Source organism: Sphaerochaeta globosa str. Buddy (genome assembly GCF_000190435.1).
Lineage (GTDB): Bacteria > Spirochaetota > Spirochaetia > Sphaerochaetales > Sphaerochaetaceae > Sphaerochaeta > Sphaerochaeta globosa.
In genome coordinates, this window is the sequence record NC_015152.1 from 1,980,164 (window position 1) to 1,996,594 (window position 16,431).

Below are 16,431 nucleotides of genomic sequence, written 5' to 3' on the forward strand. Positions count from 1 at the left end.
AAACGCTTAAAAGTACTAGCTTATTTGATTCTCTTGGCTGCAGAATCGAGCAGCTCGTCAAGTTTTGCAGAGGGGTTCTGGAACTTGGAGAGGAAAATCATGGAAGCAATGATGTACGGCTTGAAACTGGCTTCCTTGTAGAGGGGAACCAGATAGCGGTCGAACACAGAGGCCTCAACTTCGCCTTCCTTGCAGGAGACGCCGCTGATGTCGGCAGGAAGACAATGCATGTACAAAGCCTTGCCGTCCTTGGTGGTCTTCATCAAATCCTCGGTGCAGGTCCAATCCTTGAACTTGGCGTTGTTGGCAAGACAGCTCTTCTCAAGAGCCTTCAGAGCATCCTGGTCGCCATGCTCGACAATCTTGGTCCTCTCTTCCATAACGGCAAAGGGAGCCCAGCTCTTCGGGTAGACAATATCTGCATCCTTGAATGCCTCAGCCATGGAACCGACTCGCTTGTAGGAACCACCGCTCTTCTTTGCATTCTCTTTGGCAACTTCCTCAACATCAGCCATTACATTGTACCCTTCGGGGTGGGCAAGTACGACATCCATCCCAAAACGGGTGAACAATCCAATGATTCCCTGGGGAACGGAAAGCGGCTTACCGTAGGAGGGGCTGTATGCCCAAGTCATGGCAATCTTCTTGCCCTTCAGATTCTCGACTCCACCGAAATGATTGATGACATGCAGCATGTCAGCCATACTCTGGGTCGGATGATCGATATCGCATTGGAGGTTCACAAGGGTGGGTCTCTGCTCAAGAACGCCATCGTCGTAGCCATCCTGGACAGCCTCGGCAACCGTCTTCATGTAGGTGTGGCCCTTGCCAATGTACATGTCGTCGCGGATACCAATGACGTCGGCCATGAAGCTGACCATGTTGGCCGTCTCGCGGATGGTCTCACCATGGGCGATCTGGCTGGTCTTTTCGTCCAGGTCCTGTACTTCAAGACCCAGCAGGTTGCATGCGCTGGCAAAACTGAAACGTGTTCGGGTGGAGTTATCGCGGAATATTGAGATTCCAAGGCCACTATCAAACACTTTGGTGGAAATATTGTTCTCGCGCATGGCACGCAGAACTTCCGCTACCTGGAACACAGCTGCAATTTCGTCATCAGACTCCTTCCAGGTATGAAAAAAGTCATTGAGATACATGTTGTCGGTTTTGAGGGTCTTAAGCTCCTCAATCATCTGCTTAATAGTGGCTTTGTCCTTCATGTTGTGGAACCTCCATTGGTTTTGTTCATAGAAAAATCCAGACAATGGCACTATACCATGACGGTGTGCCGTTGTCTAGATTTAATGTTGCAGTTTGTTGCAAGAATCCCCTAGATTCTTCCCATCTCCTTCAGGATTTTCTCCGGTGTAAAGGGCCAATTTCGCATCCAGACACCTACTGCATCATGGATTGCGATGGCTATGGCGGGCGCTGCTCCGTTGGTGGCGATTTCACTGATGGATTTGGCTCCATAGGGGCCGGCCTCATCATTGATATCGATCAGGATCGCCTTGAAATCCTCGGGCTTCTCACTGATCATCGGAACACCGTAATCACCAAGCGTGGGATTGAGGCACACACCATTCTCATCCAAAATCATCTGTTCGTAGAGCGTATGACCGATGGACTTGAGAGCCGCACCATACATCTGGCAGAGTGCAAGTTCCGGGTTGATCGGGGTTCCCGCATCCTGCAAGGCGTAGAACTTCTGCACCTTGATTTGTCCTGTACGCACATTGACGGCGACCTGGGCAAAATGTGCTCCATAGGGAATGGAGTTGTGGTTTGTGGTGAAGGAAGCCTTTCCCATCACCTGACCACGCCCGGTACCGGTAAGTGCATCGTGGCTGAGTTTTGCATAGCTGAGCGTCTTGCCCGTCTTGGTGCTATACACCTCACCCGGAGCACGGACGACCAAATCCTCGGCGTTCTCCTGCATTTGGTAGGCAGCCTCATCGAGCAGGTTCTTCTTCAAATCCTGGGCAGCCTTGTATGATGCCCCACCACTGAAGTAGGTTCCACTGGACGCATAGGCACCGGTGTCGAATGTACAACTGTCTGTATCGCCACTGGTTACCGTCACCTTGTCCAGGGGTACGCAGAAAGCCTCGCTGATCATTTTGGCACTGATGGTATCCAATCCGGTTCCAAGGTCTGCACCACCGCTGAAAATCTGGAAGGTCCCGTCGGTCAGAAGCTTGGCCCATGCATTGGAGTGGTCGAGGCCGGGAAGTCCGCTTCCCTGCTGAATCATGGCAAAGCCTTTGCCGATCTTCCAGTCGGGATCGCTCGATTTCTCCTTCTTGCCCCACTGTATCATCCGAGCACCCCTCACCAACGCTTCATCAAGACCGCAGGAACCAACGGGAACAACCGTGCCCTCACGACCTTCACCCAAGCCCTTGAGGATTTCAAGCATGTACCCGGGTTCGACTTTGTTCTTCATGGCCATCTCGTAGTAGTCAACACCCAGTTGGTCGGCAAGCTCTGCCATGCACATCATCAGGGCATAGCTGCCCTTCGGGGCGCCGTAGCCCTGATAGGCACCGGTCGGAGCGATGTTGGTATAGTACGTAATGACATCGAACTTCATGTTGTCGACTTTCAACAGAGGAAGCGTCTTTGAACATGCATTCATCGGGACGGTGAGGCAATGGTTGCCGTAGGGTCCGGTATTTGCACGGACATCCATGTACACTGCAGTAATGGAGCCATCCTTCTTGCCGCCCATCTTCACCGTAACACGCATCGGGTGGCGGGTGGAGTTTGCAATGAACTCCTCCTCCCGGGTATTTCGGTAAAGAACCGGCTTGCCGGTGATCCATGTGGCATACCCAACCAAATCCTCAACCAAGATATCCTGCTTGCTGCCGTATCCGCCACCAACTCGTTCCTTGATGACACGGATCTTGTTCTCGGGAATCTGGCATACCCAGGCTACAATGCGCCGTACATGGTAAGGCACCTGGGTGGAGGCATGCATAACCAATCTGCCACCGTCAATTTTTGCATAGCAAATATGCGGTTCAAGCGGGGTACACTGAATCTGGCTGGTCTGATAGGTTCTTTCCACTACCACGTCAGCTTCCTTGAAACCCTTCTCGACATCACCGATATGCCCATGGGCGGCACTTGCGACGTTGTGATGGATATCCCCATGAAGCGGGAACTGATAGATTACCTTTCCATCCCTCGGGTCGGCTGTCTTGTTGTATTCGTCCAAGTCCTTGGGGGCCCCTGCGCGATACTCAACGATGCCGTTGTGGATCAAGGGGGCACCTTCAGCCATAGCCTGCTCAACCGTCAAGACAGGCTTGAGGACCTCGTACTCCACTTTGATTGCCGACCGTGCGGCACGGGCCTGCTCGTCGGTCTCTGCAACGATGGCGGCAACACGGTCGCCGACATGGCGGACCTTGCGGTTGAAGAGCCTTCGGTCGTGCGGACTGGGCTCAGGATTGCCCTGTCCTGCCTGCATATAGAAAACATCAGGACAATTCTCATGGGTGATGATGGCAATTACGCCTTCCATCTTCTCCGCTTCGCTGGTATCAATCGAGGTTATGTAGGCATGGGCATAGGGACTGCGCAGGACAACCATCGAGTAATATCCAGGAAGCACCCTGTCTTCCACGAAGCAGGGCTCACCACTGACTAGCTGCGGTCCATCCACTTTCCCCTTGGGCTTGCCGATATAGGTCAGCTCATCCCTGAAGGAAGGGGCGATTTCGCTTTTGTAGGAACCGGTCTGCATGCGCTCCACTGCCAGCTTGACAGCCAGATAGTAGTGTTCATAGCCGGTATCACGGATAAAAATGCCACTGAGCACCTCGTCGATCTGTGCCTTGGTGGGATTGCTCTGTCGTTCGAGCAGCCAAGTCAACAGCAAAGCGGCAGCCGGAGCATTATAGGCACTCTGCACCACTCCCGCATCAATAAGGGCCTGCTGAACGACGTTGAGGCTTCTGCTTGTTCCCAAGCCTTCTGCGGTGCGGATAGTCGCACCTTCTGCCTGCGATGCAAGCATGAGGTTGGCATACATCGGAATGTCGTTATAGATAATTGTGTCGCTTCCAGCAAAACCTTCTCGATCATCGCTGTCCCGCACGCTGGTGTACCCCAGACGTACAAGCACTGAACGCAAGTCTTCAGAAGCCTCGCAGGTTGTCGTATGGTTCTTGCCGTTTACCGTAAAGGCAATCTTGTTCATTTCGCGCCTCCTTTCAGGAAATCGGCAAAGAGCTGGCCGATGCCTTCGCTGGCGATATATCGTTTGTATTCTGCGCTGCCGACGCTGTCGTCGATGGCCTTCACTGCATGTTGCACAGCCAGCTGGACATCCGAGCGACTCGTCAACTCTCCGTTTTCGATGGCATTCTCCACATCACTGAGGCGTTGCACTCCACTTCCATGGACAGCGGCAAACACCCGTACATGGTCGATGACTTGCTCACTGTTGAGGGTTGCCCCGAATCCTACATGCACGGCACTGCGATTCTGCACACTGGTTGCATATCGCTTGGAGGCTACAAAGCGCACATCCTTGGAAAGACTTACAGCCAAAAGGAGCGTTCCGCTGAATTGCTGATGATACGTATGATATTCCCTGATGGGAATATTATCTTCGCTGTACGCCCCGCCTTCTGTGAGGTTTGCCGTAAGCAGGCGACAACGTGAGGCAAGCAAAGCAGCACACAAATAGGAGTGATCACTCATCAGTGAAAGATTGCCTCCGATGGTGGCCATATTCCTGCGGGTAAAGGACCCACAGGTCAAGGCAGCATCCTTCAGCCACTGGGGAACCAGATCCGATTCGATGAGTTGCTGAAACGTCACCATGCTGCCGATGCGAATGGTGGAACCTTCATCGGTGATGGTATTCAAATCCAGCTTCGCAAGGCTTATGGCAATCTTTGCCTCTACGCCTGAATTGAGCCGGTTGATCTCCGTCCCTCCGGCATACCATACGCTTTTGGCTTTGTTGCGCTTCAGTCTAAGGGCATCTTCTGTATCCGTTGCAATGAGAAATTCTTGAATCATACGACTTCTCCTCTACCAGCTTGTTCCATCATCCGCTTGCTGATCGCATTCGCTTTCTGTGCAAGCTCCTGTTCGTCATACCCGACCAATTGGCCATGGTCGACTACCACTTTTCCATTGATGATTGTGTAATCTGTATTATGGTTGGTTCCGCAGAACAGCAGACTGGCCACAGGATCGCTCTGGCTTCCTGCATACGGAAGTGTGGACACATCAAAAATTGCCAAGTCGGCAGCCCATCCTTTCTCCAGTCTTCCGACCTTTCCAAAGTTAAGCAACTTGGCACCGTTCTCGCTTGCCATGCTGAAAGCCTGGCTGGCAGTCAGCGCATCAGAGCCATAGCGGACTCTCTGCAGCAGCATGGTCTGGCGAACTTCAGCAAGCATGTCGGAACTGTCGTTGCTTGCACTACCGTCGACGGCAACCGCAACATTGATGCCCATTTCCAACATCTCCTTGACCCGGCAAATGCCGCTGCCAAGTCGCATATTGGAAGAAGGACAGTGTGCGATATGAGTCTTGGTCTGCTGAAGGATTTTCAGCTCCTCATCATTGAAGTGAATACCGTGGGCATACCACACATCCTCTCCGATGAGACCGCACTCCTGCATCAAGGCAACCGGTCTCATGCCATACATCTGTTGGCAGAAGTCCGCTTCATCATAGGTTTCACAGAGGTGGGTATGCAGGCGCACACCATATTGACGTGCCAGCGTGGCAGTGTCTTTCATCAGACTCTTGGTGACACTGAAGGGGCTGCAGGGAGCCAGGGCAATTTTATGCATGGCATCAGGTGCACCATCGTGATAGGTCTTGATGCAACGTTCACTGTCACGCAAAATCTCGTCTTCAGTCTGCACAACACTATCGGGAGGAAGCCCGCCATCTTTCTTGCTCAGGCTCATCGAACCACGGGTGGGGCTGAAACGCATGCCCAGCGTATCGGCAGCTTCAAACTGCAGACCCATCAAGTCACCCTTGAAGGAGCGGGGATATAAATAATGATGATCGGTGGTAAGGGTGCATCCCGTTTTCATCAGCTCGGCCATAGCCAAGAGGGATGAGTGATACACTGCATCCTCATCGACGTATTTCCAAACCTCATAGAGGAACTTCAACCAATCGAAAAGTTTTGCATTCTGAACTGCAGGATGATTGCGGGTAAGTGTTTGGTAAAAATGATGATGGGTGTTCACCAAGCCGGGAATTACCACATGCTTGGAACAATCGATCGTACGCACTTTTCCTGTAGCTTGCAGATTCCCGTTGGGGGCAATCGCCTCTACTTTATTCCCTACGATCAAAAGGTCGGCACCATGATACTGTGGTCCGTCGAACGTGGGTTGGAGGCAATAGATATTTTTCAATAGAAGCGAGGAACTCATGCCTTCGAATCTCCTTTGATGAGCAAGGATCGGCTTTTTCCAATGCTTTGGGAAACGATGGACAGCCGGTCTTGCTGTAACTCGGCTTCGGCATGCGGGCTGTTCCGCAAGGAAGGTGTGGAGAGTAAGGGGTCCCTTCCACTACCTTGGTTCAATCGATGGCACCTCTCGGACAGAGCCCCTTCTGTATCCTAAAGGCGGGGTAATCCTCCATTGCGTATTTTATAATACAACGGAAGAACCCAAGCTTCAAACAGCCACAAGGCAGATGCCCTGTGGCTGAAGTATACCATAACACGCTTACCGATAATACCGGTGTGCTTACTTCTTCTCCAGCGAGTAGGGAAGCATGGCATAGAACGCTGCACAAATCTCCAAATCATCAACTCGGTTGATTTCATTCGGAGCGTGGGCCTGCGATTCATCGCCAGGGCCGAAACCGATGGCAGGGATCTTATGGCGGCCGGTGGTTGCAACCAAGTTGGTTGAGAAAGTCCACTTATCCACCACTGGCTTCTTGCCGAATAAGGCTTCATGACCGGCAACACCAGCTTTCACCAACTGATGATCGGCATCAATCTTCCAAGTCGGGAAGTAGAGCTCTTGGGAGTACTCCTTCTTGGTCCAGCCGATTTTCTCATAGTTGGGCATCTCTACCACAAACGAGGAAGGATCGTCGCCGGTTGCCTTGCTGATGTAATCGCGAACCTGGCTTATGGCCAACTCTGCATCCTCGCCCCAGGTCAAACGGCGGTCGAGATACAGCATGGCATAGTCTGCGACTGCGCACTGGCTGGGTCCCTTGACATCCATCTGGCTGACAGTGATGGTTCCCTTACCGAGGAATTTCTCAGCATCGGGTTGCAGATCCTTGTTCAGTTGTTCTATTGCCAAGGCTGCCTTTGCTGCCTTGTAAGCTGCGCTGACACCGCGTTCGGGAGCGCTGCCATGGCAGGAAATACCCTTGAGAATTACCCGGATCTCCATACGGCCGCGATGGCCACGATACAGTCTGCAGCTGGTGGGTTCGGTGGAAACTACCAAATCGGGGCGGAACTTCTCTTCCTCGATCAGATACTTCCAGCACATGCCGTCGCAATCCTCTTCCATGACGGTGAAGGTAAAATACACTGTATACTCACCACCGTAGCCGAGTTCCTTGAGAATACGTCCGGCTGTGATCATGGAAGCAGCACCACCCTTCTGGTCGCTAGATCCACGGCCCCACACCTTTCCGTCCTTGATCTCACCGCTGAACGGATCGAAATTCCAGTTCTTCAGGTTGCCGACTTCAACGGTGTCGATATGAGCATCAAAGGCGAGTTTCTTCGGACCATTACCCACGCGTCCGATAACTGAACCCAGACCATCAATACGCACTTCATCAAACCCGGCTTCTTCACACAGAGTAACGATAAGGCGGCAAACATCCTCTTCCTGTGAGCTATAGCTCTTAACCTGTACCATCTTCGAGAGATTGAGAGCCGTATAATCACGGTACTCGGCTGCCTTTGCCCTGATCTGTTCGTGAATTGTCATCTTCCATTTCCCCTTTGACCATAGGTCATATCATCATTCTCGCCCGCTCAGGGAGCGATTTTGTCTACTTTTTCCCATACGCGCTTGGCAACCTTGGCTGCCTCGGCGTAGATTCTCGGTACATCGAGGTGAGGAAATTGTCGATTTTCCATCACCAGCTTCCCATTCACCATAACACTCTCAACACAGTTGCTGCTCATTCCCCAGACAAAATGACTTGCAGCATTGCCCGCAACCAAGGGGGTGGGAGCATGGTAATCACAGATGGTCAGATCGGCCTTGTACCCGGATTCAACCTTTCCGAATTTTCCATCAAAATACTTTTCCACCAATCGGTTGCCGCGGTTCAGAGCTGCAACATAATCACTAGGCCACCAAGAGCCTCCCTGATCCTTATGCTTGAAGAAAGCAAGCTTGAGCTCCTCGAACATATTGCCGCCGCAGCCATCGGTACCGATGACCAGGTTCTTTACGTTCTGGATATGCTTGCAGTACCCCACATTGTTGTTCATGTTGCTGCGACCATTGTGGGCAAAGAAACAGTTGTGCTCATTGAGTTTCTGAATCTCTTTCTCATTGAGATGCAGCCCGTGTACCAACAGGGTGTTATCGGTCAACAGGTCGAACTTCTCCAGTCGGTCGATGATATCCAGATGGTACTTGTGATGGCTGAATACGACATCGTACTTGTCTTCCGCAACATGCAGATGCATACCGGACTTTGACTCGCGCATGGCTTGAGCCATCATCTTCAATCCCTCATCGGGGATGGTGAAGGGTGCATGACCGCCGATCATGCCGCGGACCAAAGGTCTGCTTTTTGCCGACATGGCGAAGCGCAGGTTCTCTGCAACGCCCGCCTCAACTTCATCCATGCCACCGTTTCGGTCCGTCACCTCATAACAGGTGGAACCGCGGACGCCTACTTCCTCCATGCCGTTGGCAATCGTATCGAGGCTGCCGCCGATATAATTGGGACTCGCATGGTGGTCGATGCAGGTAGTGGTTCCACTGGCGATTGCATCGATGGAACAAATCAGGGAGCTGTAATAACAAGCTTCCTCATCAAGTCCGCGATCAAGACGCCACCACCACTCCTTCAGCACCTGGATGAAATCCTCCTGGGGACCTGCTGAAATAAGCATGCCTCTGGAAAGCCCCGAATAGTAATGATGATGAGAACAGACATTGCCAGGGATGACGGTCTTGTTCCTTCCATCGATAACCTTATCAGCCTTCAGGCCTACAGAAGCATCCTTAGCCACCTTGGTGATGACATCATCGACGATGACGATGTCAACACCTTCGGTTACGGTAAAAGGGCTCTGGGTCTGCATGACTGTCGTATTGGTAATAACAGTAGTAGCCACAGCGTTCTCCTAAATTATGCTTCCACGTACCCGAGCAGGTAGCTGTAGGAAGTATAGATTTCCTCGATCAGGGCGGCCACCTCATCGGTAATGCCTTCCTCATCGCCTGTCAGAATTCCATCACTGTCCAGAGAGCATTCGTATATCTTGCCATCGAGACGAACCAGAATATCCTCGCCCTCAGCATAGAAACCACTGTTCTGTGAATTCTCGAAGTCCTCTTTCAAGCTGAAAAGCGTAAACTTCTTACGATACGGACCGCCATCATACGGACAGAATGTTTCACAGTTGCCGCATTCATTGCAGTAGGCATCGAGGTGCAGTATTTGGAATGGGTCGGCAAAGACCCCTGTATTGCGGACATCGATGGCGACATTTGCACGGTTCGGACAGACATCGACGCATTTGTTGCAAAGGTAGGAGCATTCAAGACATCTTGCAGCTTCAGTAGCAGCAAACTCTGCGTCCCCAAACTGTTTGGAACTAAGAATTTTGCTCTTCTTCCCGGCTACCTCGGCAAAGAAGGCGTTCTCGTCGTTTTCGAGTTCCACCCGCTCTTCGTCGGACATCTCTTCCTCTTCCTCGTCTTCGTCATCGCAATGACAGCCATCTTCACAGGTGCACTCGTGGTCATGGTCGTGATCGTGGTCGTGACCGCAACCGCAGTCATCTTCCTCTTCCTCAGGACCCAGGACTTTGTCGATGGCAGCTTCAACCGCGCTTCTTGCGCTGGCAATACACTGCACCACCGTGGAAGGACCGCTTTGGGCATCACCAATGACAAATACGTTCTCGACCTCGGATTCCTTGGTCTCTTCATCAGCCTTGGGCCAGCCCTTCTGATTTACCGGAACCCCGTACCACGTAAGCTTCTCGGAGTCGGCATGTTCCCCGATGGCGGTGATCATGGTGTCGGCTTCGATGGTGAATGTCTGATCGGTTGCAACCGGTTTTCTTCTCCCGCTGGCATCCTTCTCCCCAAGCTCCATCTTGCGGACGGTAAGAATGTTTTTGTCAAAACTCTCAGGATTTGCAAGGAAGATGAACGGAATATTCTCTTTCTTTGCAAGTGCGTATTCTTCGTGGTCGGCAGGCATTTCAGCTTCGGTTCGTCGATAAATGACCGATACCTTCTCAACCCCTGGAACACGAAGGGCTGCACGTGCACTGTCCATGGCGGTGTTTCCACCTCCGACAACAACGACGTTTTTGCCAAGGCTCAGGGAAGACGGATCCTTACGGAAAGCGGAAAGGAACGAAAGCGACGGCCTTACTCGGCTTCTATCACCGCTCAAGGGAATATCGTTGTCCACTTCACTGCCGATGGCATAGAAGATATACGAGTATCCCTCATCCCTGAGGGCCTGGACGGTCATCTCTTTTGTGTCTACACCAAAGTTGAACTGCACCCCATGGGCCTTGATGAACTGGATATCACTCTCGATGGCTTCAACAGGAAGCCTGAATCCGGGAATGACATGACGGACCACTCCACCGGCACTCTCTTCTCGTTCAAAAACTGCGGTATCGAAACCGGCACGGGCAAGGAAGTATGCAGCAGAAAGTCCGGCAGGTCCTGCTCCGACGACGGCGGCTTTGACCTCTGTCTTATCAGTCGGACCTTCCCATTGTTTCTTGAACTCCTCGAAACCGTTCTCCACGGCAATGCGCTTCATATCACGAATTTTCACAGCACCTTCATAGTCCATGCGGGTACAATGCAACTGGCACTGATGATCGCAGATATGAGCAGTGATGGCGGGAAGTGCGTTCTTGTCGTAAATGAGAGCGAGTGCATCGCTGTAACGACCCTGGCCGACAAGCTGGACATACTCGGGTACATCCTGATGAATGGGGCATGCCACCTGACAGGGAGCGACATAGCAGTCAAACATCGGCAGCTTCTCGCCAATCTTGATTGTGTCATCCCCTCTAAAATCCTTCTCGATTTCATTGAAGGAACCAGAGCGTGCATCATTGGAAAGTTTCTCAAGCTTAGCAAGGTCGATACCACTCATATCCCAAGCCTTGCTCTTCTCAAGAGTCTGCACCATTTGCGTAAGACGGGTGTATCCACCGGGTTTGAGCATATCAGTTGCCAAGGTAATCGGCCTGATACCACTTTCAAAGAGACTCTTGACGGTAAAGGCGGTAGCCCCACCACTGTAGGAGACGGGAAGCTTTCCCGCAAACTCCTTGCTCAACAGTGTTGCAACCGTGGTTGAAATCGGCAGCAGCGAGCGGCCGGACATATACATTTCATTGCCGCCCAACACACCTTGGTCATTGACTGACCCCAGGGTATTGGTCAACTTGACACCAAATCCGCGGCCTTCCCTTTTCGCAAGGTCCACAAGCCGGTGCAGCATTGCAATGGCATCGCCATACTGCAAGTCATGCTCAAAGTTTTCCCGAGTCAAGGTAATATAGGTGTAGCCGAGGTCATCCAGAATCTTGCGAACCTGGTCGTAGCCCAGGAGCGTCGGATTAAGCTTTACAAAGGTGTCGACCTTCTTTTCGGTGAGCATATAGGTACAAATGGCTTCAATTTCCTTGGGAGGACAGCCATGCATGGTACTGAGTGTGGTGGATGGGCTGATGGTTGCACTGATTTTTGTGCTCAAACCCTTCAGTTTCTTTTCCAGTCCCTCCCACGGGGTACCCTCGAAAATACCTTCATCGAGCAGGGCTTCCATTTCAGCAAGGTATTGATTGAACCGCTCGTCCTTATGGGCATCAATCATGCTGTCGATGTACTGTTGCATCTTCGCCGTCTTGATGCCTTCGAGATTGTAGCCTACAGACATATTGAAAATGAACGAGGGTTTCTCGAACTTTCCCTTGTGCATTGCAGCTTCCAAGAGATGCAGGATAATCCATGCTTTGGCATACTCATCCCAAGCTTTGGGAAGCGTGAACTCCGTCGACCACTCGACGTTGTACGCTTCATCACGGGCATCAATGCAAGGCTTGTCGATCTCCAAGGTATCCATGACCTGTACAGTCTTCAGCTCCATGAATCGACCGCCGACCAAGTAGCTGGCGATAATGTTCTGGGCAAGCTGGGTATGGGGACCGGCTGCAGGGCCGAGGGCGGTGCTGCAACTCTGATTGAATACCTTGATGCTCTTTTTCCCTGAATCCTGATAGAATTGCTCTTCGGCAATGCCAAAAATAGAATGATGATTTCGGTATTCACCGATAATACGACTGATAAGTTCCGAGAAGGGAACGGGGCGCATGATATCTCCCATACTGACTCCTTCCTAAAAGGTTAGTCGGGCATGCATCCCGACCCTTATTCATTCTAATCTAGATTGAAGAGAAGTCAATAAAAAATGCAACATTTCGCAACAAATTATGCGTATATTTGTCTACAAACAGTTTGTGATACAAGTGAGTGGCTCCTCTTCCTTTTTGGAAGAATATCAAGGCACTCAAGGCGTTGAAAATAGAAATCCACTCTTCCAAAAAACGTACTTTTCGATAAAATATCAAATTCATACTACCACTTAACGCAAATTATATTCCAAAAATTCAACTTTCACGAATTATCGCTTTACATTTTACTTCTTTACGGTATACTTGATTAATCGGAAAAAGCAACACAGTGTCACCACGGAGGATAAGACATGCTAATCAATTTGAATGTCAATAAAGAAGTACGGGCAAAAAATATCGAACGCTGCAGAGAAAAGGGAATTCTGCTTCCCACGTTCAAGCAGATGGTTGATCCCTCTACCGTACCTGAGGATGTCAAGGCAAAACTCTCCCATGTAGGTTTGTGGGATTTGGACAAGTCCAACCTCTTCAGGATTACCTGGAAAAACGAACCCACCAAAACCGGCGGTACCTTCGGTGGTGTCAACTATATTGAAGTTCCTCATGAACTAACTGGAGTGAAAGCTAGAATTCTGGCTCTCGTGGGCAAGTGGTTCCCAACCGGAGCTCATAAAGTCGGGGCAACCTATGGCTGTCTCGCCCCTGCCTTGGTCAGTGGCAATTTCGATTCAGTGAACCAGCAGGCTGTATGGCCTTCCACCGGCAACTATTGCCGCGGCGGCGCCTATAACAGCGCTCTTCTTGGTTGCAAATCCATCGCAATCCTCCCCGAGGAAATGAGCCAGGAGCGTTTTGCTTGGCTGAAGACGGTAGCCGGCGAAATCATTGCCACCCCCGGATGTGAATCCAATGTCAAGGAAATCTTTGACAAGTGCCACGAACTGGATGCAGAACGCGGTGCACATATTGTAATTTTCAACCAATTCGAAGAGTTCGGCAACTACCTCTGGCATTACACCGTAACCGGCGGCTCAATTCTCGAGGTTCTTGAGAAGGATGAACAAGTGGCTGCCCAAAATGTGCGTGGCTTTGTTTCAGCAACAGGTTCTGGTGGAACCCTTGCAGCCGGCGATGCCCTGAAGGACAAGTATCCACACCTTAAGATTGCAGCTAGTGAGGCTTTGCAGTGCCCGACGCTGCTTCGCAACGGGTTTGGCGGTCATAGGATTGAAGGTATCGGCGATAAGCACGTGCCTTGGGTCCACAACGTAAAGAACACCGACATGGTCATCGCCGTTGACGATCAGGACTGCATGGATGTCTACCGCCTCTTCAATGAGCCGACCGGCATCGAATACCTGAAAAAGATGGGCGTATGTGAAGAGGATATTAAAAATCTCCCCCTCTACGGTATCAGCGGTATCGGAAACGTACTCGCTGCCATCAAAATGGCCAAGTACTACGAGATGGAAGAGGATGATGTAATTTTCACTGTCCTGACCGATAGCTCTGAGATGTACACGTCCCGCCTCGCTGAACAGAACGAGATCCAGGGAGCCTTTGATGAGTACGCTGCAGTACGCGCCCTTGCCGGCTGTCTGCACCACCAGTCCATCGATGGGGCTCTTGAGCTCACGTATTACGAGAGACTGCGTGTACATAACCTCAAGTACTACACCTGGGTTGAACAGCAGGGCAAGACGTATGAGGAGATTAATGCACAGTGGTACGACAAGAACTACTGGAAGCAGATTCCTGCCTACGCCGATAAAATTGATGCTATGATTGAGGAATTCAACAAGGAAGTACTGGCCAAATAGACCAGTTCAGACGAGTAATGCCGGGCCTTGTGTCCGGCATTTTTTCTTACGGAGGATGTATGCGTTTTACCTATGAGTGTTGTGATTGCCACACCGTCTATGAAACGGATGAAGTATTCTATCAATGTCCGAAGTGTGCCCATGAGAATGATGGGACATCTTTTCCAAAAGGCAATGTCATTGTCAAGCTCAACCAGGATGACCTAAAGGCGTTGCAAGGCAAAGAACATGTCAGCATGTATGACTTTTTCCCCTACCCGGTTCCCACTCCCGAAGTGTATCCGGTAGGAGGCACCCCACTTGCAAAACCTCTGCGTCTTGGCAAAAAATATGGATTGAAGAACATCAGTTGCAAGCTTGACAGCGCCCTACCCTCCGGTTCATTCAAGGACAGGGCCAGTCAGTTGATCGCAGCCCAAGCAATCGCCCACAAGCAGCACAAAATAGCTCTGGCATCCACTGGAAATGCCGGCGCTGCAATGAGTTGTGCAGGTGCAGCCTATGGACTTGAGATAATCCTATTCGTTCCTGCTACCGCACCGATCAACAAGCTTATGCAGAGTGTCCTCTACGGGGCTACCGTTGTTCCGGTGAAGGGCTCCTACGACGATGCGTTTGCTCTCTCCATTGCCTATACCAAGGAGTTTGGGGGTATTAACCGCAATACTGCGTACAACCCGATGACCATCGAAGGGAAGAAGAGTGTCTCTATCGAACTCTTTGAGCAAATGGGAAGAAGCGTGCCTGATGTTGTATATGTTTCGGTGGGTGACGGATGCATCTTTGCAGGAGTCTACAAGGGCTTTTATGACTTGAAGGAAGCTGGACTCATCAAGAAAATCCCGCATCTGGTATGTGCACAAAGCAAGCAGAGCAATGCAATCAGCAGGGCATGGAAAACCGGCGATTTCTCAAATCTTGCAAAAGCTACCACCCGTGCCGACTCCATCAGTGTTGAAAGTCCTGCAAACGGCCGCATGGCAGTCCGGTATATCAACGAAAGTGAAGGCTGGGCGACGGAAGTGGATGACAAGCAAATTCTTGCTGCACAGCTTGAGTTGGCCAAGGAAGCCGGAATTTTTGTTGAACCTGCGGCTGCATGTGCCTGGGCGGCATTGGCAGCAGACAGCGAAATGCTTGTCAAACGGTTTGGATCGGAAGTGAAGGTATGTACTTTGCTGACAGGGACCGGATTCAAGGATATGGCTGTTTTCCAAGGTACGGTTTCCATTCCAGAATCCATTGAGAATAGTGTTGAGGCTGTTCAAAAGCGATTCAAGTAAAGGATTAATGGGAGCAAGCAGCATCAATTCATGCCGCTTGCTCTCTTCACCTTTGACAAAAGAGTCTGCTTACAGTACCTTTTGTTCTGTGATGAGGAGATTTGCATGCAGAGCTTTCTAATCGGTCTTGGTATCGGAGTAGTACTGGCTATCGTCCTCGTGGTAATCATGTCCGTCAAGCGGCATCAGGAAAACCTTGCAGTCAGCAAGGAAACCGAGCGATTGAAGCGGATGTTGACCGACCGCATGGATTTAGAAAGTGACGGCCTTTCCAAGCTGAAGGAACAGAACGAAGATTTGAAAAAGCAGAATGAGAATCTACGAATCACGTTGGGCACCTACTCACAAAAACCGGGTCGCAAGGAAGTTGCCCGATTGCATGTGTATCAACTTGCAGTCGATCGCCTTACGATCAATAGTCCCGGCTTTGGGGCAGCTTGGCAGGCAGCTTTGAAAGAAAGTGAGGATGAGTTCCAGAAAACCTATGTTGGGGTGCAACCGTTCATCAAGCGCTTGATTCCGATCAAGACCGATGCAGCAGTCCTGCCTCAGACGGTGGATACCCAAGACTGATACATACTTGCCGAAATGGTGGAATAGGTAGACACAAGGGACTTAAAATCCCTTGCTCGCAAGGGCGTACGGGTTCAAGTCCCGTTTTCGGCAAAGTTCCTATTACTTAATTTATTATATTACATAGAAATAAAATTGC

10 protein-coding genes and 1 tRNA gene are annotated in these 16,431 nt (G+C 50.9%); 4 read left to right on the forward strand and 7 right to left on the reverse strand.

All coding sequences use genetic code 11. The features are described 5' to 3' along the window. Positions 1-20: 20 nt before the first annotated feature. The 7 genes from ygeW to ygfK form a co-directional block, all read right to left on the reverse strand. Positions 21-1,220: a knotted carbamoyltransferase YgeW gene (ygeW, locus tag SPIBUDDY_RS09215; protein ID WP_013607485.1), complete on the reverse strand. Its 1,200-nt coding sequence runs from the start codon at positions 1,218-1,220 to the stop codon at positions 21-23. Positions 1,221-1,330: 110 nt separating this feature from the next. Beyond that, positions 1,331-4,210 (reverse strand): molybdopterin-dependent oxidoreductase Mo/Fe-S-binding subunit, encoded by a 2,880-nt coding sequence (locus tag SPIBUDDY_RS09220; RefSeq protein WP_013607486.1) that lies wholly within the window; start codon positions 4,208-4,210, stop codon positions 1,331-1,333. Continuing rightward, positions 4,207-5,040: an FAD binding domain-containing protein gene (locus SPIBUDDY_RS09225; protein ID WP_013607487.1), complete on the reverse strand. Its 834-nt coding sequence runs from the start codon at positions 5,038-5,040 to the stop codon at positions 4,207-4,209. The genes SPIBUDDY_RS09220 and SPIBUDDY_RS09225 overlap by 4 nt, the downstream gene beginning before the upstream one ends. Continuing rightward, complete coding sequence (locus tag SPIBUDDY_RS09230; RefSeq protein ID WP_013607488.1) at positions 5,037-6,425, reverse strand: 8-oxoguanine deaminase; 1,389 nt, start codon at positions 6,423-6,425, stop codon at positions 5,037-5,039. The genes SPIBUDDY_RS09225 and SPIBUDDY_RS09230 overlap by 4 nt, the downstream gene beginning before the upstream one ends. A gap of 321 nt (positions 6,426-6,746) precedes the next feature. Then, positions 6,747-7,964: a YgeY family selenium metabolism-linked hydrolase gene (locus SPIBUDDY_RS09235; protein ID WP_013607489.1), complete on the reverse strand. Its 1,218-nt coding sequence runs from the start codon at positions 7,962-7,964 to the stop codon at positions 6,747-6,749. Between the two features lie 47 nt (positions 7,965-8,011). After that, positions 8,012-9,334, reverse strand: coding sequence for a putative aminohydrolase SsnA (gene ssnA / locus SPIBUDDY_RS09240; RefSeq protein WP_013607490.1), 1,323 nt, complete (start codon positions 9,332-9,334; stop codon positions 8,012-8,014). 14 nt (positions 9,335-9,348) lie between these two features. Continuing rightward, positions 9,349-12,588 carry a putative selenate reductase subunit YgfK gene (ygfK, locus tag SPIBUDDY_RS09245; protein ID WP_013607491.1) on the reverse strand — a complete coding sequence of 1,080 codons (3,240 nt, stop codon included), beginning with the start codon at positions 12,586-12,588 and terminating at the stop codon, positions 9,349-9,351. 378 nt (positions 12,589-12,966) lie between these two features. On the opposite strand from ygfK, the gene SPIBUDDY_RS09255 reads away from it, so the two are divergent. From SPIBUDDY_RS09255 to SPIBUDDY_RS09270, 4 genes are all read left to right on the forward strand, one after another. After that, the gene (locus SPIBUDDY_RS09255) at positions 12,967-14,436 is read left to right on the forward strand and encodes a pyridoxal-phosphate dependent enzyme (protein WP_013607492.1); all 1,470 of its coding nucleotides are present in this window, start codon (positions 12,967-12,969) and stop codon (positions 14,434-14,436) included. A gap of 59 nt (positions 14,437-14,495) precedes the next feature. Then, a complete protein-coding gene (locus tag SPIBUDDY_RS09260) occupies positions 14,496-15,719 on the forward strand; it encodes a threonine synthase (RefSeq protein WP_013607493.1) in 1,224 nt (407 codons plus the stop codon). A 105-nt stretch (positions 15,720-15,824) separates the two neighbouring features. Beyond that, positions 15,825-16,292 (forward strand): hypothetical protein, encoded by a 468-nt coding sequence (locus tag SPIBUDDY_RS09265; RefSeq protein WP_013607494.1) that lies wholly within the window; start codon positions 15,825-15,827, stop codon positions 16,290-16,292. A 9-nt stretch (positions 16,293-16,301) separates the two neighbouring features. Beyond that, positions 16,302-16,385: transfer RNA gene (locus SPIBUDDY_RS09270), tRNA-Leu, on the forward strand. Positions 16,386-16,431: the final 46 nt, after the last annotated feature.